The 21,256-nt window shown below is 40.6% G+C and carries 19 protein-coding genes; 11 read left to right on the forward strand and 8 right to left on the reverse strand.

The genetic code is table 11. From position 1 onward, the window contains the following. The first annotated feature begins 11 nt into the window (after positions 1–11). Positions 12–1,175 carry an RsmB/NOP family class I SAM-dependent RNA methyltransferase gene (locus R2Q80_RS13780; RefSeq protein ID WP_316800138.1) on the forward strand — a complete coding sequence of 388 codons (1,164 nt, stop codon included), beginning with the start codon at positions 12–14 and terminating at the stop codon, positions 1,173–1,175. A 180-nt stretch (positions 1,176–1,355) separates the two neighbouring features. Here the strand turns inward: R2Q80_RS13780 and R2Q80_RS13785 are convergent, their stop codons facing one another. The 4 genes from R2Q80_RS13785 to R2Q80_RS13800 form a co-directional block, all read right to left on the reverse strand. Next, positions 1,356–1,922: a MarC family protein gene (locus tag R2Q80_RS13785; protein ID WP_316800291.1), complete on the reverse strand. Its 567-nt coding sequence runs from the start codon at positions 1,920–1,922 to the stop codon at positions 1,356–1,358. Positions 1,923–1,994: 72 nt separating this feature from the next. Continuing rightward, positions 1,995–3,329, reverse strand: a complete 1,335-nt coding sequence (locus R2Q80_RS13790) for a porin (protein WP_316800139.1) — start codon at positions 3,327–3,329, stop codon at positions 1,995–1,997. A gap of 91 nt (positions 3,330–3,420) precedes the next feature. Beyond that, positions 3,421–4,941, reverse strand: a complete 1,521-nt coding sequence (locus R2Q80_RS13795) for an amino acid permease (RefSeq protein WP_316800140.1) — start codon at positions 4,939–4,941, stop codon at positions 3,421–3,423. 114 nt (positions 4,942–5,055) lie between these two features. Then, positions 5,056–7,302, reverse strand: a complete 2,247-nt coding sequence (locus R2Q80_RS13800; protein WP_316800141.1) for a sodium-translocating pyrophosphatase — start codon at positions 7,300–7,302, stop codon at positions 5,056–5,058. Between the two features lie 321 nt (positions 7,303–7,623). On the opposite strand from R2Q80_RS13800, the gene R2Q80_RS13805 reads away from it, so the two are divergent. The 5 genes from R2Q80_RS13805 (at position 7,624) to R2Q80_RS13825 (ending at position 13,627) form a co-directional block, all read left to right on the forward strand. Next, positions 7,624–9,066: an APC family permease gene (locus R2Q80_RS13805; protein ID WP_316800142.1), complete on the forward strand. Its 1,443-nt coding sequence runs from the start codon at positions 7,624–7,626 to the stop codon at positions 9,064–9,066. A gap of 127 nt (positions 9,067–9,193) precedes the next feature. Further along, the gene (locus R2Q80_RS13810) at positions 9,194–10,141 is read left to right on the forward strand and encodes a TIGR01212 family radical SAM protein (RefSeq protein ID WP_316800143.1); all 948 of its coding nucleotides are present in this window, start codon (positions 9,194–9,196) and stop codon (positions 10,139–10,141) included. A gap of 345 nt (positions 10,142–10,486) precedes the next feature. Further along, positions 10,487–11,890, forward strand: coding sequence for an ammonium transporter (locus R2Q80_RS13815; RefSeq protein ID WP_316800144.1), 1,404 nt, complete (start codon positions 10,487–10,489; stop codon positions 11,888–11,890). 44 nt (positions 11,891–11,934) lie between these two features. Further along, on the forward strand, positions 11,935–12,960 hold the full coding sequence (locus tag R2Q80_RS13820) for a porin (protein ID WP_316800145.1): 1,026 nt from the start codon (positions 11,935–11,937) through the stop codon (positions 12,958–12,960). Between the two features lie 85 nt (positions 12,961–13,045). Then, positions 13,046–13,627: a DUF4468 domain-containing protein gene (locus R2Q80_RS13825; RefSeq protein WP_316800146.1), complete on the forward strand. Its 582-nt coding sequence runs from the start codon at positions 13,046–13,048 to the stop codon at positions 13,625–13,627. Positions 13,628–13,633: 6 nt separating this feature from the next. Here R2Q80_RS13825 and R2Q80_RS13830 read toward each other — a convergent pair whose 3' ends face one another. Both R2Q80_RS13830 and R2Q80_RS13835 read right to left on the reverse strand, forming a co-directional pair. Next, positions 13,634–14,101: an SRPBCC family protein gene (locus tag R2Q80_RS13830; RefSeq protein ID WP_316800147.1), complete on the reverse strand. Its 468-nt coding sequence runs from the start codon at positions 14,099–14,101 to the stop codon at positions 13,634–13,636. Between the two features lie 152 nt (positions 14,102–14,253). Further along, positions 14,254–14,727: a ribonuclease H-like YkuK family protein gene (locus R2Q80_RS13835; protein WP_316800148.1), complete on the reverse strand. Its 474-nt coding sequence runs from the start codon at positions 14,725–14,727 to the stop codon at positions 14,254–14,256. A gap of 211 nt (positions 14,728–14,938) precedes the next feature. On the opposite strand from R2Q80_RS13835, the gene R2Q80_RS13840 reads away from it, so the two are divergent. The 4 genes from R2Q80_RS13840 to R2Q80_RS13855 are packed head-to-tail and all read left to right on the forward strand — an operon-like array spanning position 14,939 to position 17,540. Further along, positions 14,939–15,163, forward strand: coding sequence for a hypothetical protein (locus tag R2Q80_RS13840; protein ID WP_316800149.1), 225 nt, complete (start codon positions 14,939–14,941; stop codon positions 15,161–15,163). 40 nt (positions 15,164–15,203) lie between these two features. Continuing rightward, positions 15,204–16,508, forward strand: coding sequence for a DEAD/DEAH box helicase (locus R2Q80_RS13845; protein WP_316800150.1), 1,305 nt, complete (start codon positions 15,204–15,206; stop codon positions 16,506–16,508). 39 nt (positions 16,509–16,547) lie between these two features. Then, positions 16,548–16,778, forward strand: a complete 231-nt coding sequence (locus tag R2Q80_RS13850; protein WP_047798500.1) for a DUF1456 family protein — start codon at positions 16,548–16,550, stop codon at positions 16,776–16,778. 21 nt (positions 16,779–16,799) lie between these two features. Further along, complete coding sequence (locus tag R2Q80_RS13855) at positions 16,800–17,540, forward strand: GDSL-type esterase/lipase family protein (protein ID WP_316800151.1); 741 nt, start codon at positions 16,800–16,802, stop codon at positions 17,538–17,540. A gap of 88 nt (positions 17,541–17,628) precedes the next feature. On the opposite strand, the gene ettA is transcribed toward R2Q80_RS13855, so the two are convergent. Continuing rightward, positions 17,629–19,308 (reverse strand): energy-dependent translational throttle protein EttA, encoded by a 1,680-nt coding sequence (ettA, locus tag R2Q80_RS13860; RefSeq protein WP_316800152.1) that lies wholly within the window; start codon positions 19,306–19,308, stop codon positions 17,629–17,631. A 138-nt stretch (positions 19,309–19,446) separates the two neighbouring features. Between ettA and R2Q80_RS13865 the strand changes: the two genes are divergently transcribed. After that, a complete protein-coding gene (locus R2Q80_RS13865; RefSeq protein ID WP_316800153.1) occupies positions 19,447–20,769 on the forward strand; it encodes a site-specific integrase in 1,323 nt (440 codons plus the stop codon). Here the strand turns inward: R2Q80_RS13865 and R2Q80_RS13870 are convergent. After that, positions 20,756–21,163 (reverse strand): hypothetical protein, encoded by a 408-nt coding sequence (locus tag R2Q80_RS13870; protein ID WP_316800154.1) that lies wholly within the window; start codon positions 21,161–21,163, stop codon positions 20,756–20,758. The genes R2Q80_RS13865 and R2Q80_RS13870 overlap by 14 nt on opposite strands. Positions 21,164–21,256: the final 93 nt, after the last annotated feature.

Here is a 21,256-nt window from a genome sequence, read left to right on the forward strand (position 1 = left end):
CAATAAGCTGTATGAGAGCAGAGCATCAACTTAAAGCCTTTAAGCAAATTTTAAGTCAATACGACGGCGTTTTGCCTTTACACCGTTTCCTTCCTGTTTATTTTAAGCAACATAAACAAATGGGCTCGGCAGACCGGAGATGGGCTACCCGGCATTTATACAGTTTTTTCAGGCTGGGAAAAGCATTACCTGCACTCGGTAACGAAGAACGTTTGAGTATTGCCGATTTTCTTTGCCACGATACCTTAAGTTTAATTGTTGAAAAAAATCTGCCGGATTTCGCTGCGCAAATCCAGTTGAGCTTAAAAGAAAAGCTTGCGCTGGTCAAAAACAGATATCCTGCATTTGACCTGGCTGCCGTTTATCCGTTTCATGCTGATCTTTCTGAAAGTATAGATCAGGAAGCTTTTTTTGAGTCTTTCTTCAAACAGCCTGATCTTTTTATCCGTGTGGAGGGCATGGATGCACCCGGCATTATTCAGAAATTGAAGGCAGAAAACATTGCTGCCCGGCAGCTTTCTGAAACCGCTTTGGCATTGCCTAACGGAACTAAGCTGGAAACGATTCTGAAAGAAGGATCTTATCAGGTTCAGGATCTTTCATCACAGTATACGGGGAGTTATTTTCAGCCCGCCAAATGGGACAAATGGTGGGATTGCTGCGCAGCTTCTGGAGGTAAGAGTTTACTACTCCATAGCCTGGAGCCTGTAATTGAATTACTCGTCAGCGATTTAAGGTCATCCGTTTTAATGAATCTCGATGAGCGCTTTCAACAGGCAGGAATCAGAAAGTACCACAAAAAAGAAATAGACCTCTTAAAAAACAACGACCAGATTTTGCACCATTATCAGTTTGATGGGATTATTCTGGACGCACCGTGTACAGGTTCAGGCACCTGGGGACGTACGCCGGAAATGCTGACTTTCTTCGAAGAACGAAAGATTAATCAGTTCGCCACCATTCAAAAGGGAATTGTACAAAATGTGGTTAAATACCTTAAAACCGGTAAGCCCTTGGTTTATATTACCTGTTCGGCGTTTAAAGCGGAAAACGAAGCAATAGTGGAGCATATGCTCGAAACGCTTCCGCTGGAACTGGAAAGGATGGAAGTGATTAAAGGATATGAAGGACATGCAGATACCATGTTCGTGGCCAGATTGATCAAAAAGGCTTAAGAATGTTCAAACCAGGATTTAACATTCTTTTTAAAGAATTTTACTGCTTCGATTAAGACAGCAATCGCTCCAATGAGTAAGGTATATTCTTCAAAGCTGTTCATTCTTTGGTTAGCTTTATTGTTAAGATCAATATACGGATAATTTGTTACAGATACTAACAGCTTTACCGTATAGCTGTTAAAGCCCTGTATTGTTTCTGAAGAGCTTGATTGCAATGGCCAGCAGGATTACACCAAAAGCTTTACGCAGGATATTCAATCCGGTTTTACCGAACAGCTTTTCCAGGCGCTCGGTGTTTTTAAGCACGAAATAAACAAATAACATGTTTAAAATGATACCAACGAGGATATTTTGAGTTTGATATTCCGTTTTGAGTGATAGCAAGGTAGTCATCGTTCCGGCGCCGGCAATGATCGGGAATGCCAATGGAACAATGGAAACGGTTTCAGGTGCTTCTTCTTTGAAAATGGTTAAGCCGAGTACCATTTCCATAGCGATACAGAAGATTACCAGGGAGCCTGCAATAGCAAAGGATTCTACATCAAGACCGATTACTTTAAGCAGTGATTCACCAAGAAACAGAAAAAGGATCATTAATCCGGCAGCTACAATCGAAGCTTTTTCTGACTCAATATGGCCCGCCTTTTTCCGAAGCTGAATCACTACCGGTATGGATCCCAGGATATCAATAATGGCAAAGATAACCATTGTTGTGGTCAGGATCTGGTTAAGGTCGAATTTCATGAAATCCAGTTTCATATTGCTGCTTTTTTAACAAATGTAAAGCAATAGTATTAAATTCTACCTATAAAGGGGTTAAAAATAGAATTGCGTTCTCAAAGTGAATACATTATCCTTGCGGTCGTCGGTGTATCCGGTTACCTGCGTGTTTTCATTGCGGATGACATCGTAATATACTACCGCTTTAAAGTGAGGATTGAAATGATGCAGAAAACCAAAGCCGAAGGTGTCAAACCGAACATCAGCAGCTGATAGCCCCCTTGATGGGCTGATGTCCATTCCTTTAACTTTTGAATTGGGATCATACCAGTCGTATTTTAAAATAATTTGATCGTTGGTACTGCTCAGGGTTTGAACGAAGGTGAGGTAGGCGCCGTTAAATGTTCGGGTATAGTATGGAAGCGCAACAGATTTGCTGTCTACGGGATAGGATCCGGGGGTAGTGGATGTGGTAGATGTTCCGGTTTGCATTCCGGATATCACCTCAGCCCTTACTTCTGATTTCCAGCTTTTTGTGGCTGTAGCCAGCTGAACGTCTGCTCCATAATAGCGGCGTGGTGCCACTTTGTTTACCGTATTTGCTGATGAATCTTTCACCATTTGATACATCCCGTTAACGTTATCCATTTTGTAGCTAACCGGGAGGCGGTGATTTAATCCGCCCTGCAGCATGCTGATACCTCCGGCAACAGAAAAGCCTGCATTTTTGAACGTGTAAGGTTTGTGGCTTAGTCTGAAAATAAAGTCTTTACTGTTATCGAATTCACCTGTACCTGCAAGGCCCTGACCATTGTAAACTCCCATATCAAGCACCAGATTTTTTAGCGTTGCATCTTTCCATCTCGGATTGAATGAAAAAGTTGCACCAAGATCACGTTCTGTTTTCATTAAAATCTGCGACATTCTGCCACGCTCGGGTGCTTCACGTACTGATGAAGACAGCTGTAACTCATTTCCGAAAGGACGCCCGGAAAGACCAATGGTGACATACATGAGTTTCCATTTGTTTTCATAGTACCGACCCCAGAAATCGCGGATGGCTACGCCCTGTTCTGTGCCGTCAAATTGAAGAACGAAGTAGGTCGACGGGTCGCCTTCGTCGGTTAGCAGCATGTAATCTGCCCGTAAACGGCCCCTGCGTAACCTGAACCGGTTATTGGTATATTCCCCAAAGTTACCACCCTGGTACTCGGCCTGGGTTCCGTTTGACTGTGCAAACTGAAACTGGGGTTGCAGATAGCCGCTGAAAGATAGTGAACCATACTTTTTTGAAATAATAAGCAAATGGTTAACCGTGGTAGAATCCATTACATCATTAATGGTGCGTTGTGCAAAGAGGTGTGAAGAAATCAACAACAGCACTGAAGCAATCACATAACGACGATGAAATAATGGTAAGGAATAGCGCATTGGTTTTTTTCTGCAAAGTTAATTTATTAACAATAACTTAACATAAAAAAAGCCCCGACTTTCGTCGGAGCTTTCAAAAATTATTATAATTTTAATCTAAAATGTCAGGTTTTGGCGGATCAGTAGGAAAAACTGTTTTTCCGGATTTGCGTAACACAGAATTTTTTACGCTGTATCCGAAATAGATAATAAATCCAATGGCCAGCCATCCAAATAATCTCAACCAGTTTGTCCAGCCTAATCCGAATATCATCGCGCCACAAACTAAAACACCTAAAACCGGTACAACAGGCACCCAGGGGGCTTTGAACTGGCGAGGCAGATCAGGATCCGTTTTTCTTAAAATGATTACGGCGATACAAACCAGCATAAAGGCGAATAAAGTACCAATACTTGTCATATCACCAACCACATCACCAGGTATAAAGGCAGCAAAAAGGCCAACCAGTACCAGGATAAATAAGTTTGCTTTATGCGGGGTTTTAAATTTCGGATGTAAATCGCTAAACATCTTCGGTAATAAACCATCTTTACTCATCGAGTAAAAAACACGGCTCTGACCCAATAACATCACCAAGATTACTGATGAGAAACCAGCCAGGATAGCTACTGTTACCAGCTTAGCTAACCAGCCATATCCTGTCATATACTCACTGATTGCTGCTACTACTGAAGCCTCTCCACCTTTGGTACGGAAGAATTCAATTGGCGCCATTCCGGTTAATACGTGGGCAAAAAGAATATATAATACAGTACAAACGGCAAGTGAACCCAGAATACCGATAGGCATCGCGGTTTTAGGATTTTTAGTTTCCTGTGCTGCAGTACTTACCGCATCGAACCCAATGAAGGCAAAGAATACGGTTCCGGCAGCTCCGAGAATTCCCATAATGCCACCATAACTATGGCTGATTCCTGCATGATCTACGTAAGTTGTAGCTGGTGGAATATATGGATGGTGATTTGATTCGTTGATAAAGCTCCAACCCAGAATAATAATTAAGATTACGATACTCACCTTGGTAATTACGATTATCCCGTTTACAAAAGCAGACTCAGATGTTCCTTTGATCAGTAATAAACTCAATAATACTACAATGAATAAAGCCGGTAAATTGATAATTCCAGACACCGTACCGTCTACATGGGTTTGGAAAGGGGAGTGACACCATTCATAGGGTATGGGGGAGGTGTGCAAAACTTCGACCAGTAATTTATTGAGGTATTCGCTCCAGGCTATACCAACAGTGGCAGCACCTACGGCATATTCCAGTACCAAATCCCATCCGATAATCCATGCCATTAATTCTCCCATTGTTGCATAGGTGTAAGTATAGGCACTACCGGAAATCGGAATAGAAGATGAAAGTTCAGCATAACATAAACCTGCTAATGCACAGCCTATGGCAGCAATGATAAATCCAATCGTTACAGAAGGGCCGGCGTTTTGCGCAGCAGCAGCAGCTGTACGTACAAACAGTCCTGCTCCAATAATTGCCCCTATGCCCAGCGCAACCAGGGCACCCGCACTAAGCGTACGTTTTAAGCCCTTACTCGAATCTCCAGCTTCCTCAAGGAGAAGGTGCATAGGCTTTTTTGCAAATAAACTCATATTATAGTTTTGTTTAGATTAATTCAGTTCCAAACCTAAATAAAAATTACGGAATTGTAAAAGGGATTTAAGTTAAAAGTCCCTTTTACCCTTTTTATATCTAGCTTTTTACAACTAATGCAAAATTGTGTCTGTTGTATTTGTTAAAGTATCTGTAATTATCCTTCCCGTTTGATCGGTTTTTCGCTCAATTCTAATTTCTTTGCTAACTTCTTGCTTAACTTCACCCGGAATTGCCTTCACTGCAATGTATGGTGCAATTACGAGTGAAACAATCGACATTAATTTAATTAAAATGTTCATTGACGGCCCGGAAGTATCTTTAAAAGGATCGCCAACCGTATCTCCTGTTACCGAAGCTTTATGTGGTTCTGATTTTTTATAAAAAGTTTCCCCGTTAATGACCACACCTTGCTCAAATGATTTTTTGGCATTATCCCAGGCCCCGCCGGCATTACTTTGGAATATTCCCATCAGCACACCGGTTACGGTTACCCCGGCCAGTAAACCACCTAGTACTTCAGGGCCGAAGGTAAAGCCAATAATAATAGGAGTGATCAATGCAATTGCTCCGGGCATCATCATTTCACGGATTGAAGCTTTAGTAGAGATGGCGACGCATTTTTCATACTCAGGTTTTGCCTTATATTCCATGATTCCTGGGATTTCGCGAAACTGACGGCGTACTTCCTGTACCATATCCATAGCTGCCTTACCAACTGCCTGGATACATAAGGCTGAGAAAATAAATGGGATCATCCCGCCAATAAACAGGCCGGCCAGAACAGGCGCTTTGTAAATATCGATGGCGCTGATCCCGGCGATACCAACGAAGGCGGCAAACAGGGCTAACGACGTTAGTGCTGCGGAAGCGATGGCAAAACCTTTACCTGTTGCAGCAGTGGTGTTGCCTACCGCATCGAGGTTGTCGGTGCGCTCTCGTACTTCCGGGGGGAGCTGACTCATCTCTGCGATACCACCTGCATTGTCAGCAATCGGCCCGAAAGCATCTATTGCCAGTTGCATGGCTGTGGTAGCCATCATACCTGCCGCTGCAATAGCCACTCCATATAGTCCGGCAAAGTGGTAAGAAGCCATAATGCCACCTGCCAGAACCAGAATCGGGATTACCGTAGATTTCATTCCAACAGATAATCCGGCAATAATATTGGTGGCATGTCCGGTGGAGGATTGCTGTATAATGGAATTAACGGGGCCTTTACCCATTGCAGTAAAATACTCAGTAACAATGCTCATGATGGTTCCTACTACCAGGCCAACCATAATGGCGTAAAATACATTGATACTGGAGAATGAGTAACCACGTAAACTTAATGTTTCCGGGAGCATCCATTTTACGATAAAAAAAGAGGCGATCGCGGTAATGACGATGGAGGACCAGTTTCCGAGGTTCAACGCATTCTGTACATTGGATTTATCATCCTTTATGGTCACAAACCAAGTCCCTATAATCGAAAATACAATGCCCAGGCCGCAGATTACCATCGGAAGCAGGATAGGTGACATTCCACCAAATTTGTCGGTAACGTTGATTTCCTGGCCAAGTACCATGGTGGCCAGAATGGTAGCCACGTACGATCCGAATAAATCAGCTCCCATCCCAGCAACATCGCCCACGTTATCGCCCACGTTATCTGCAATGGTGGCCGGGTTACGAACATCGTCTTCAGGAATGCCGGCTTCTACCTTACCAACCAGATCGGCACCAACATCCGCCGCCTTGGTATAAATCCCACCTCCCACTCTGGCAAATAAAGCGATCGATTCTGCGCCAAGAGAAAAGCCCGTAAGGACCTCAATGGCGGTTTTCATTTCCACGCTGTTCACTGAAACAACATTAAAGTGTTTTAAAAATACGATGAATAATCCACCCAGTCCCAATACGGCAAGTCCCGCAACGCCGAGGCCCATTACAGTTCCACCGGTGAAGGATACTTTCAGTGCCTGCTTGAGACTGGTTCTTGCAGCCTGTGTGGTTCGTACATTGGCTTTGGTTGCCGATTTCATACCGATGTATCCGGCCGTTGCCGAAAAAACTGCTCCGATTAAAAAGGAAATAGAGATGATCCAGCTGGAGTGCATGGGAACACCTTTGATTTCGGTGATGCTGCCTGAATAGGCAAGGAGTGCAGCGGTGAAAATGGCGAAAATGCTCAATACACGCCACTCTGCTTTCAGGAACGCCATTGCACCATCTGCTATGTAGCCCGCAAGTTCCTGCATATTCTTGTCGCCCGGGTCTTGTTTGCTCACCCAGGCGCTTTTAAACATCATCACAATAATACCCAGAAAGCCCAGGGCAGGAATAAAGTAAATTAAGTTGTTTTCTAAAAAATCCATAATTAAATATTTGGTTATTGGTTAAGTTATATCATGTTCTGTTGGTTTACGCTCATCAGTAAAGAACATTGATTTTTATTGGTAAAGCAATATAATCATTTATTTATGAAGAGAAGATTGATTGTCGCACTGATTTGGATAAGAAGAGAATGAGAGAATAATGAACGAAAAGTGATTGACAGGTCTGATATTTAGTGTTGTTTCGTTGGAGTAGCAGTGCAGGTGCTATGGTAAAAAAGATCACGAAAAGCACTTATTTCTCTTTTTTTAGATAAATTAGCCACAAACAAATGCTAAAAACCAAAAAAACTAAACAAAAAAATGGAGAAAATACCGGAAAATGGACTTCCTAAACGGAAATTAGGTCTTTTTGATGCCGCGATGCTGGTGATGGGTTCAATGATCGGGAGTGGTATTTTTATCGTAAGTGCCGACATCATGAGAAATCTGGGTTCCGGATACTGGCTGATTGTAGTATGGATCATCACGGGTGTAATGACCGTTGCAGCAGCCATTTCCTATGGAGAACTTTCTTCCATGTTTCCTAAGGCAGGTGGACAGTATACTTATCTGAAAGAGATTTTCGGTAAAATGATGGGCTTTCTTTATGGCTGGGGTTTATTTACAGTGATCCAAACGGGCACAATTGCCGCGGTTGCCGTTGCCTTTGGTAAGTTTACAGCTTATTTAATTCCCGCCTTGAACGACGCCGCTCCAATTTTTCAAAGCGGAGGGTACAAAATTACATGGATACAAATTCTGGCTATTGGTGTGATTTTGCTGCTTACCTATATTAATACGAAAGGTGTTGAAAGCGGTAAGCTGCTACAGAATATTTTTACAGGTTCAAAAATTATTGCGCTGATCGGCCTCATCATACTGGGATTTCTTCTGGTTAAAACCAGCTTTTGGTCGGAAAATATGAGTTTTGGCTGGGCTGCATTTAACAATTTAAAAACAGATGCAGTGGGCAATTTCACGAAAACCGGCTGGGAATCTATATCAGGAATGACCATTATGGGTGGGATTGCGGCCGCCATGGTGGGTTCGGTTTTTTCGAGTGTAGCCTGGGAAAACGTAACCTTCGTGTCGGGAGAAATAGAAAACCCTAAAAAGAATGTTGTACGTTCAATGGTGTTGGGTACATCGGCGGTGATGGCGCTATATTTACTGGTTAATTTTATTTATTTAAATACTCTGGGCAGAGATGGAATTGCATTTGCGCCTAATGACCGGGTTGCCGTTGTGGTGTCTGAACAGATTTTTGGTAATGGTATAGGTACGATTGTAATGGCCATTCTGGTAATGATATCTACATTTGGCTGCGTTAACGGAATCGTTCTTGCGGGAGCACGCGTTTTTCAAACCATGGCAAAGGACGGAATGTTTTTCAAGGCAGCACTTCAGAATAATAAAAACGGTGTGCCGGAAAAATCACTCTGGATGCAGGGAATCTGGGCTTCAGTTTTATGTTTAAGCGGTCAATATGGCAATCTTCTGGATATGATTTCTTTTGTAATTGTTCTTTTTTACATGATTACCGTATTTGGAGTAATTTATCTGAGGATCAAAAAACCCGGATTGGAAAGACCTTATAAAACCTGGATGTATCCGGTTACCCCCATTATCTATCTGCTCATTGGCGCTGCGTTTTGCGTTTTGCTATTGATATATAAACAACAATATACCTGGCCGGGGCTTGTTATCGTTTTAATAGGCGTTCCGGTTTACTTCTTTATCAATAAAAAGGAGCAAGAGGTTTAGGTTGTTTTAACAATATATTACATTCATTCACTTCAGCCCCGCATTTGCGGGGTTTGTTATTTAGTCCGGCTTCGCATCTTAAAAAAACCACCCTGTTATAATAAATGTATTTGTGTATTTTTGCCGGATGGGAACACAGGTTGATTTTGGAATAAAAGGGTATAAAAATTACGGAACACATTTGCGTGAAAAATATAATGGTCAGCGTGTGTTCAAGGTAATTGTAGATGGAGGATTTACCTGCCCAAACCGTGATGGGAGCAAAGGCTATGGTGGTTGCACCTATTGCAACGTGGATTCCTTTACGCCAGAGCCTTCGCGTAAAATGCCAACCATAAGAGAGCAGCTGGAAGAGGGTATCAAAAGAGCGAAGAACGGTTATCGCGCAGATAAGTTCATAGTCTATTTTCAGCCGAATACCAATACTTATGCACCTACTCATTATTTAAAGATGATGTACGATGAAGCCCTCTCGGTAGAAACAGAGAATATTGTAGGGTTTGCCGTGGGTACCCGTCCTGATTGCATTGATGCGGAAAAGGTGGCTTTGCTTGAAAGTTACACGGATCGCTTCGATGTGGATCTGGAAATGGGGATGGAATCGATATATGATGAAACCCTGGAGCAGATCAACCGGGGCTGTAGTCACGGTGAATTTGTAGCGGCTGTTAAACTGCTGGAGAACAGCAAGCTCGATCTGTGTGTACACACCATTTTTGGATTCCCCTGGGAAACGAGGGCTCAAATGCATGGCTATATTCATGAGATTAACCGCTTTCCCCAAATCAAGTTTGTTAAATTCCACCACCTTCATATAGTAGAGGGCTCAATAATGGGGGCCAGGTATAAAAAAGAACCTTTTAAGTTGTTTTCTCTGGAAGAGTATACTGATCTGCTATGTGAGCTCATCCCGATGCTCCGTCCGGATATCGTTATTCAGAGGCTTTTCGGAATCTCAGACTGGGATTTACTTATTGCGCCTAATTGGGGCTTAAATAAATCGGCAATTCAAACATATATTGATAAAGAAATCGAGAAAAGAGGTGTTGTTCAGGGTTCTGAGTATTTAGCTTAATATTCAAAATTTTCTTTAATATTTGATAGAACCAGTCATTTTTTGACTGGTTTTTTGTTTCTGGAATGTTTTTAAAGGTAATTTTTTATAAAATAATGCTATTATCCTACAATTCACAAAAATATTAGATTTTTGATTTTATTAAAATCTCGCAATTTAAGACCACGTTTTTTGAGTAATTTTTATTTTGAGTATTGTTTTTTGTCTGGTTTTATAAAAATTATGCTTTTTTGTTAAAAGATTTCTATTTTCTGGTGTAAAAATGACAATATCTTGTATTTTTATAAAAATTATTCCTGTTAAATCACATATTTAATCAATACAAACAAATTAATCTAAAAACCCATGAGTAAATTCTCCTTTAAACAGTTTGCACCTTTTGCGGTCTTAATGATCTTCGCAATCCTTGCGCTCTTTGTACCCCTTCTGCCTAATTTCGACGAGGGTAAATACAATCAAGCTGATGTGGCCTTCATTCTGATTGCTGCCGCTCTTGTATTTTTAATGACGCCTGGCCTTGCCTTCTTTTATGGTGGTATGGTTCACCGTAAGAATGTACTTTCAACCATGATCAAAAGTGTCGTGGCTGCAGGTGTAATTACCGTTTTATGGACAGTTGTTGGTTTCAGTCTGGCATTTGGTGATACGATTGGCGGTTTAATTGGAAACCCAGCAACATTCTTGTTCTTTAAAGGCGTTAATTCTGGTGCACCACATTTACAGGGCGGTGCCGATTTAACTATTCCACTTTCATTATTTGCTGTATTTCAATTGATGTTTGCGATTATCACTCCAGGCCTGGTTGTTGGTGCTGTAGCAGAACGTATCAGATTTACTTCTTATATCCTTTTTATCGTTCTATTTGCAATTTTTGTTTATTCACCACTGGCGCACTGGACATGGCATCCACAAGGTATCTTATTCAAAATGGGCGTTCTTGATTTCGCCGGAGGTACCGTTGTTCACATTTCTGCTGGTATGGCCGCGTTAGCTGGAGCACTGGTGTTGAAAAGAAGAAAATCTCACTTAGAGCATAAAGAAGTTCCACCAGCTAATATCCCATACGTATTAATTGGTACTGGATTACTATGGTTCGGTTGGTTCGGTTTTAATGCTGGTTCTGCGTTAAGCGCTGGTAGCTTAGCTGTATCTGCTTTCTTAACTACAAATACTGCTGCTGGTGCTGCTGGTTTATCATGGATGTTCTTTGATGTTGCCAGAGGTAAAAAACCATCAGTTTTAGGGTTTTGTATTGGTGCGGTAGTTGGTCTTGTTGCCATCACTCCGGGTGCAGGTTTCGTGAGTATTCCGTCAAGTATTTTTATTGGCGCGATTGCTGCGGTAATTTCAAACCTTGTGGTTTCCTGGAAACAAAAAACAGCTTTAGATGATACATTAGACGTGTTCCCTTGCCATGGTGTAGGTGGTATTGTTGGTATGTTATTAACAGGTGTTTTCGCAACTAAAACTGTGAATGCTGCAGGTGCCGATGGTTTGTTCTACGGTGGTGTTGATTTCTTTATTACACAATTGAAAGGTGCTGCTTTGGTTATCGCGTTCAGTTTCGTAGTTTCTTTCATCATCTTTAAATTCATCAATTTGATTCAGCCAATCCGCGTTTCTGAAGAAGATGAAGAATTAGGTCTTGACCAATCTCAACACGATGAAAAATACTCACAAGGTACATTGTTAGTAGAAGAAAAAGCAATTTATGTAGAAAGTCACAGACCCCTTACAGAAGCAATTTAATCCCCCCTAAAAACAAATATCTAAACCCCCACAAAAGCTCAAACATGAAAAAAATTTTAACTGCTATTTTCGCAATGGCCAGCACTACGTGTGCCCTGGCTCAGGAAACGCCAACATCCCCTCTGGAAATTTCCGGATCAGTAGATACTTATTTTAAATATGATTTTGCGAAAGATCCAAGAAACGCGAAAACCTCATTTGTAACAGATCACAATTCAGTTTCTCTGGGCATGATTGATATCGCCTTGAAAAAGAAAACAGGCAAAGCTTCGTTTGTAGGTGAGCTGTCTTTTGGCCCTCGTGGGCAAACACAATCTATTCCTGATGCAGCGGCAGGGGGTTCCTCATTCAATATTCAGAATTTATATGTAAACTATGATTTTTCAGACCAGTTTTCAATGACAGCTGGTTATATGGGTACATTTATCGGATACGAGGTAATTTCTCCGGTAGGTAATTTCAACTATTCAACTTCATATCTGTTTACTAACGGGCCGTTCCAGAATGCGGGTATCAAAGCGACATATAAATTCAGTGATAAGGTAAGTTTAATGGCTGGCTTATTCAACGACTGGAATGTGTATTCTGCTTCAAGAGGCGTATCTGCTATCGGTGGTCAGTTAATGGTAGCCCCGGTTGAAGGCTGGACAGCTTACTTGAACGTATTATCGGGCGCCGGATTTGGCGGATACGGAACGATTGAAGATTTAACAACTTCTTATCAGATTACAGATAAATTTAAGCTGGGTTTAAACGCGGCGAACTATGATATTAAGGATAGCAATGTTTTCGGAAGCTATGTTGGTGCTGCGCTATATCCTCAGTATGCCGTTGCTGATGCTGTAACGTTAGGTTTAAGAGGAGAATATTTTCAGTACAAAAAATACGGGACTACTCCGAAAACTTCCTTCACAGCAGTAACCTTAACCGCTAATATTAAAGCTGGCGGTTTAACTTTTATTCCTGAAGTAAGGTTAGATCATAATAGCGACAAGTCATTCTACAAAGAAAGTGGTGCAATTGCGCCTAATGCAGGCCAGTTTTCTCTGGCAGCAGTTTACGCTTTCTAATTCAAAAACAACTATTTATATTGCCGCCAGTTTGCAAAAGCTGGCGGCTTTTTCTTAAATTCATTTTTGCTTAACTTCAATATCAATGAGATCTATCCTTGTCATACTGCTCAGCATCTGCTCACTGACTTCTTTTGCCCAGCAGAAAAACTTTTCTAAAGATGAACAGGGTAAGTTTATTTACTATAAAGTGGTTGATTCTGTGATGCTGAATAAACAGGTATTAACATCGAGGGCTTCTAAATTTGTAAATGACTTTTACAAAAAACAGTTAAAGCAGTCTTCGGCTACGGATAGTTCTGTGTTGGCTACTGGTAAAGTTGTGATTGATAAAACCTTATTGGTTGTCGGACACCCAAGTGGAGAACTTAGTTACCAGTTCAGTTTTGAGGCTCGTGATGGTAAGTATCGTTTCTGGCTCAATGATTTTGGTTTCACTCCCTACAAGCGTGATCGTTACGGTAATTTTGTTGCATCCACTACAATCAGCACGCCTTTAGAAAAACCTGTTGGTAAACTCAATGCCGGAGAGTGGATAGCCATTCAGGAGAGCGCCTATTCAAAAGCGATGAAGTTTGCTGCAGATTTCAAAAAATATTTAGCTACGGACGCAACCACGCAGCCGAAACCTAAGAAAACAGAGACGATTTCGACAAAACAATGGTAATGTTGCCTAAAACCTGCCAAAAATTTCTTCCACTTTTTTGTACCTGAAGTTAAAAATAGACTTCACTTTTTTATTTACGGTAATGGCGTTAGCTATTTTACCAATAGGTCCCCAGCCTATGCTGTAGTGCAGGATGTCGTGCATGAGTACTCCACCATCTATTTTACTGAAATGATGCTGGTGATGCCAGAAAGCAAAAGGTCCGAAACGTTGCTCATCTATAAAATATTCCTGATCTTTAACATGGGTGATCTCTGTCATCCAGTCGAGTTTGATTCCTAACAGAGGCGAAACTTTGTAGGTAATAATCAGCCCGGCATACATTTTCGTATTTTCCATTCCTGGCGTTGTTACCTCAAAGGTCATGCCTTCAGGTGTAATCTCTGAAAGATTTAGTGGAGAAGAGAAAAAGTCCCAGGCCTTTTCAAGGGTGATGGGTAACTTTTGGGTAAATTCTAAGCGGTAGGTTTTCAATGCGGTTTTTTGGTTACAAACAAAGAATGCCGTTTTTAGTTTTGTTATTTTTTTGCAATAGGAACCCTGCATACACGGTAATGATCCGTGTATGCAGCCAGGGCATCTTTAGTTCCTGCATTGGGATAAGTTTACCTCAACGCGTAAAAAAACTAATGAACCATTTTATCGGCACAGGTTGAGCTTGCAAAGGCCTCTGGCTTGGCTTTGAAAATAAATCCCATGCTCATAATATAACCCATTGCATCGTTTAAAGCTTTGTTGGATTTAAAGGAAGGGTTGGTATTGATGTCTGCATGAACTTCCAGGGCAACGTCATAAATATCCAGTAAATCACAAATAGAATAGGCGGTTTCAATTGATTTTTGTACTTCTGTAAGCATGCGTTCTTTGATACTGACCTGTTGGTTACTTTTTTCCTGATGGATGTACATGAAACCTCCGTGGTGTTCCCGAAGCAATACAATGACGGTAGCGAAATCGGTAATTACACCCTTTACCTGTGAATCAGTTCCGATACAAACTTTTAGTTTATACCCGTTTTCAGTTTCTCTGATAATTGCTTTTTCGATTTCTTCGAGGATGGAAGATTGAATAATCTCTCCACTAAATTTTTTCCATGTCATACATCGTGTTTTTTTGAGGTTAACAAATGGTAATCAGGTTTTTATAAAAATAGGTGGTAAAAGTTAAATAGTTGTTAATTCCAGGTTGTTTATTTGCTAACAAAAGTTTAGTTATCAACAGGTTATGCCTGACATTTGCAATGAATGGATGTTTTTTGAAACAAATCACAATGAGCGACCGTTATTTTAATGATAACAAAATGAAAAAATTATGGTAACTGCAGAATTAATTCAAGAATTTCAATTATTGCAAAACAGTAGGGCAAATCGTTTTGCAGATGAAATGGCTGACATGATTTTATTGTCGGTTGATACCGTAAATGAAAAATTAAATTCTTCATTGGGGAAAAGAGGTACTATGCTATTTGCGTTGGAAAAAGGACTCAATGCGAAGGTTATTCGTAAACTCAGAAACCGTTTCTTAAAAAAAGGCTAACCGTCATCAGGCAAAACAGAAATGCTTACCTTTACGGCATATGATGGAAAATGCCCTTAAAAGGTTAAACATATCTGCATTAAATGAAATGCAGGAAGCATCTTTAAATGCCTCGTCGAAAGGTGGAGATGTGGTGTTAATTGCACCTACCGGTTCGGGTAAAACCCTTGCGTTTCTGCTGCCGCTGATCGATAAACTTAAACCTGATATCAGGGGAGTGCAGACGCTTATACTGGTTCCCTCGCGCGAGCTTGCTTTACAGATTGAGCAGGTTTTCAGGCAAATGGGTACAGGTTTTAAAGTGAATTGCTGCTATGGCGGGCATGCAGTTAGGATAGAGAAAAATAACTTAGCTCATCCGCCGGCTGTGCTTATTGGTACACCCGGAAGGATTGCCTATCATCTTGAGCATCAAAATTTCGACGAATCATTTATTGAAACCCTGGTTCTTGATGAGTTTGACAAGTCGCTGGAGTTTGGTTTCGAAAGTGATATGAGCTACATCATTGGTTCGCTCTTATCCTTAAGGCAAAGGGTGCTTACCTCAGCTACCCGTATGGATGAGATTCCGCCATTTGTGAAATTAAATCATTCAACTGAGATAGATTTTTCAGCTAATATCCAAAATAAACCGGCTCTTCAACTGAAAATGGTTAAAGCACCTGCTGCTGATAAATTAGAGGTTCTTTTTAAGCTGCTGAGCAAAATAGGTGGAAAGAATACCCTTGTTTTTTGCAATCACCGGGAAACGGTCGACCGGATAAGTGATTTGCTTTTTGAACACGGACTGGCCCACGATGTTTTTCATGGGGGTATGGAACAGCTCGATCGTGAAAAGGCCCTTTTAAAGTTTAGAAACGGAAGTCACAAAATATTAATTACGACAGATCTTGCAGCACGGGGACTCGATATTCCGGAAGTAGAATATATTGTTCACTATCAGCTTCCATACACTGAAGATGCCTACATTCACCGCAATGGTAGAACTGCCCGAATGAATGCTAAAGGTACAGCTTACGCCATTTTAACGGAAGAGGAGCATTATAAGTACCTACCTGAAGATATTGAGGAAGAAATTTTGGCGGACGATTACCAATTACCTGAGGCGAGTGACTGGGTAACACTATACCTTGCCCATGGCAAAAAAGATAAAATCAATAAGGTAGATATTGTGGGTTTATTATTAAAAAAAGGGGGATTGGAAAAAGACGACCTGGGCTTGATTGAAGTGAAAGATACCTCGAGCTACGTAGCCGTAAATCGTAAGTGTATAGATAAACTGCTGAAGGTTTTAAGTAATGAAAAAATCAAAGGAAAGAAACTGAAGATAGCTTTAGCGAGTTAACTCAATGTATCCCTTATAAAAAATAAAAAATAGTCAAACATGAGCAACAACGACATATTAAAAAAACTTAGAGTAGCGTTATCGTTGAAAACAGAAGATATCATTACCATTTGTGATTTAGTAGGCTTTAAAGTAACTAAAGCAGAACTAGGTGATATTTTTAGAAATGAAGATCACGAAAATTTTAAGCCTTGTGGCGATCAGATTTTACGCAATTTCTTAAATGGTCTGGTCATCTACAAAAGAGGCCCGAGAGAAGAAAAGAAATAATGTACAGCATCGGCACCTGATATGAAAGCAAAAAACATTAATAAAAGGGCAATATTTTACGTTCTCATTATTACTTTATTTTTTCACGGCAATTTATACGCGCAAAGTGCAGCAAGCGAGCAAAAAGAAAATTTCGCTGATGACTGGGCAAGGTTGACTAAATATCAGAAAGAAAACGACTCCATTGGTCAACCGAAAAGAGGGGAAAAGCGTATAGTATTCCTGGGAAGTTCCATATTTGAATTCTGGAAGCAGAAAGATCCTGAATACTTTGAAGGAAAAGCTTATGTTGACAGGGGAATATCCGGACAGATTTCTCCTCAACTGCTTGTCCGTTTCAGACAGGATGTGATTGACCTTAAACCAAAAGTGGTCATCATCCTGGCTGGCAGTAATGATATTTCGGGCAATACCGGGCATGTTACCAATGAGAAGATCATGAAGAATATCCAGTCAATGGCAGAGCTGGCCAAGCTGCATCACATCAAGGTAATCCTGTGTAAGTACTTGCCCATAAATGAATACCCCTGGGCAAAACACATCCGACCGGCAGATCAGATTATTGCATTAAATAATATGATTGAGGCCTATGCCAGGAAAAAACATCATATTGTTTTAGATTACTGGACACCCCTGGTGGATGATCAAAAGGGGCAACGTAAAGCGTTAACTGTAGATGGCGTTCATCCCAATCTGGAAGGATATAAGATTATGGAACAGGTGACAGAAAAAGTGCTGGATAAGGTTTTGAGGCGACGGTAATCGACAGTTTAGTCTGGCTGTCAAAAAAAAACTCCCGGCATCAGCCGGGAGTTTTCATATATGGTAAATACCTCTTTGAGTTCAGCACTTAATCCAATTTCTTATACCTGATTCGTTTTGGTGTTACATCACCCAAACGTTTTTTGCGGTTTTCTTCATAGTCAGAATAGTTACCTTCAAAGAAATATACTTCTGAATTACCTTCGAACGCCAGGATATGCGTGCAAATCCTATCCAGGAACCATCTATCGTGACTGATTACCACGGCGCAGCCACCAAAGTTTTCCAGTGCTTCTTCAAGCGCCCTCAAGGTATTTACGTCGATATCATTGGTAGGCTCATCGAGCAATAATACGTTGGCACCCTTTTTAAGTGTAATAGCCAGGTGAACACGGTTGCGCTCACCACCTGACAATACACCTACTTTTTTCTGCTGATCGCCGCCATTGAAATTGAATTTTGAAACGTAGGCACGGCCGTTTACAGCCTTATTACCCAATTGGATATTATCTAATCCATCGGTAATATTTTCGTAAACCGTTTTCTCGGCATCAAGGTCGTTGTGCATTTGATCTACGTACCCTAATTCTACAGTTTCACCAACACGAAACGTTCCATTGTCTGCTTCTTCCTGTCCGGTTATTAAGCGAAATAAAGTAGTTTTACCTGCACCATTGGGGCCGATAATACCAACAATACCCGCGGGTGGAAGGGAAAAATTCAGGTTATCAAATAATACCTTATCGCCATATGCCTTGGTAACATTTGTAGCCTCAATCACCACATTACCCAAACGGGGACCTGCAGGAATAAATAATTCCAGTTTATCTTCTCTTTCTCTGCCATCTTCTGAGGCCAGTTTATCGTAATTAGCTAAACGTGCTTTAGATTTAGCATGGCGGGCTTTGGGCGCCATACGCACCCATTCCAGTTCACGCTCAAGCGTTTTCTGACGTTTGCTCTCCGTCTTTTCTTCCTGCGACAGACGCTTGGCTTTTTGATCCAGCCAGCTGCTGTAATTTCCTTTCCATGGAATACCTTCACCACGGTCAAGTTCTAATATCCAGCCTGCAACGTTATCCAAGAAGTACCTGTCGTGGGTTACTGCAATAACAGTACCTTCGTAATTTTGTAAGAACTGCTCCAGCCAGTCGATACTTTCGGCATCAAGGTGGTTGGTAGGCTCATCCAGCAACAATACATCTGGTTTTTGAAGTAATAAGCGGCACATGGCCACACGGCGGCGTTCTCCCCCTGATAATACACCTATTTTAGTTTCAGGATCAGGACAACGAAGTGCATCCATTGCTCTTTCTAATTTGGAATCGAGTTCCCATGCACCTGATGCGTCAATTTTATCCTGAAGTTCTCCCTGTCGGGCCATCAGTTTATCCATTTTATCTGGGTCAGAATAATTTTCTTCCAAACCAAATGCTTCGTTTACTTCCTCATACTCTTTCAAAAGTGCAGTAACCTCGGCAACGCCCTCTTCCACTACTTCACGTACCGTTTTCTCAGGGTCTAGAATCGGCTCCTGCGCCAGGTAACCTACCGAATAGCCTGGAGAGAAAACCACCTCGCCCTGAAATGATTTATCCAGGCCGGCAATAATTTTAAGTAACGATGATTTACCCGAACCATTCAAACCGATTACCCCAATTTTGGCACCGTAAAAGAAGGAAAGGTATATATTTTTTAAAACCTGTTTTTGTGGAGGGTAAATTTTATTTACTCCAGCCATTGAAAATATTATCTTCTCGTCAGACATATTAAATTGTTATATTAGAGTGTTTAAACGCAGTTTACTTAGAAAACGGGGATTTTTCGGGGATTTGTTTTGATTTCGTAAATCCCCGAAATAATTCCAAAATGCAGAAAAATACATAGTAAATTTAAGAGATGAAACATGGAAAATTTCAGTTATACAGAACCCTTTATTTATCCGAATTTAAATAAAGGAAATGCCAAGACTGGTTACAAAGATAGAAACAACAAACCAATAACAAAATGGTTTGTAAAGTATACTATTATAGCTAGCGACGGTAGCAAAATTTCCAGAAAAGAATATGGCAACAGTTATGATATCGATCTCAATCGAATTAAAAATCTAAAAAATAAAATTTATGAGGCCAACTTATTGTGCGCCTATGTTGCAGATGATCTTCAGAATGGAATAGATCCTTTGAACAGAAAGGTGGCTATAGCAGAGCAGGCTCAACAACTGCTCAGGGAGTCTGAGAAGTATAGCATGCAATATGTCTTCAACCAGTGGTTTGTTTCTAAAAACTATGTCAATCCAATACCTTCCAAAGAAATCAGCGCCATACACTATTCCAGATATTTCAATTATGCGTTCATTCCGTTCCTGGAAAAACTAGAAATCGCGGACGACATAAGGAAAATTTCAGATCTCCACATTACCCAATTCATTAGGGAAAAATACGATTCTGGAGACTGGAGTGCTTTTACAGCAAATATTAGAATCGGGTGGTTGGGAGGTGTTTTTAAATTCGCTTATAAACATAAACTCATCCCTGTAAACCCTATGAATTATGTGGAGCGAATACTTGAGAATAAGATCATTACAAAGAAAGATGGGACGCAGATTATCAAGTTCAAGAGTGATGCTAGAACCAGTATTTTTACAGACTTGGAAATTGAACAGATTTTTGAAGGTCTTTACGGTACGCAATCGGAAGCTGTTGCTAAAACTGTATTCTATTCGTTTCTCAGGTTTAGCGAAATTTACAGGTTGAGGATAAAAGATCTCGACCTCGATGACGGTTACTTCAACGTTAGGCCTGAGATCGCAAAGGGGCAACGTGACGGTAGGATCCATAAAGTAAGAATTTATCCTAAACTGCTGGAAGCATTAAAACGCTACATCAATAGTTATTTCGGATCCGACATGAAACCGGATTATTATTTGTTTTACCATATTCAGAAGCACCACCCAGCTTCATATTCTATATTTCAGCATTCTTTTAATCAACTCAAAAAAGATTTGAAGTTAAAAGGAATAATAATTACAAAACCACCCTATTCACTAAAACATACGGGCGCCAAGCGTTTTATTGACGTTAATAAAAGCAAAAATGTTAAGAGCTATCAAATTATTGAAGCGATAATGAAACAAATGAGACATTCTGATTTTTCCACTACCCAAAGATATATTTACAAAGACTTGGGCTTAAATCTAGATGAAGATGATGTTTTCAGTTTTGATTGATATCAGTCTTCAAGTTCAATATTACGTTAGCTAACTCACGTTGTTTTCTTCTTTCCAAATCTTCACGCATTGATCGTTTCGTAATGTTTTTCCTTTCAAAGTTTGCTTTTCTCAACTCGTTGGGGTCTGTTTTCGCTAGCTCAAAAATACGATGAAGATTATCTACTTTAGCTTCGATTTTGCAGATTATGGAAAATTGTTCATTGAATTTTGACATCACATTTCCGTTATATTGGGTACAAATTGATTTAATGGCGTTGTTCAATTCGATAACGTTATCTTGCGTAACCACTATGGTTTTAAGTAGCGTTACAAGCAGCTCCAGCTCGGAGTCTTGCTTCTTTGCTGGTTCTTCCTCTTTAGATTTGGTGTTTTCATTCCCTTTATTCTCCATATCATGATTTTCTTTATTAAACAAAACTAACTATACGATATTCTAGGATCACGGGATACCGAACGTAGTACATAACTTTTTTTCACCACCCAT

The sequence above is a fragment of the Pedobacter frigidisoli genome, assembly GCF_032678525.1.
Taxonomy (GTDB): domain Bacteria; phylum Bacteroidota; class Bacteroidia; order Sphingobacteriales; family Sphingobacteriaceae; genus Pedobacter; species Pedobacter frigidisoli_A.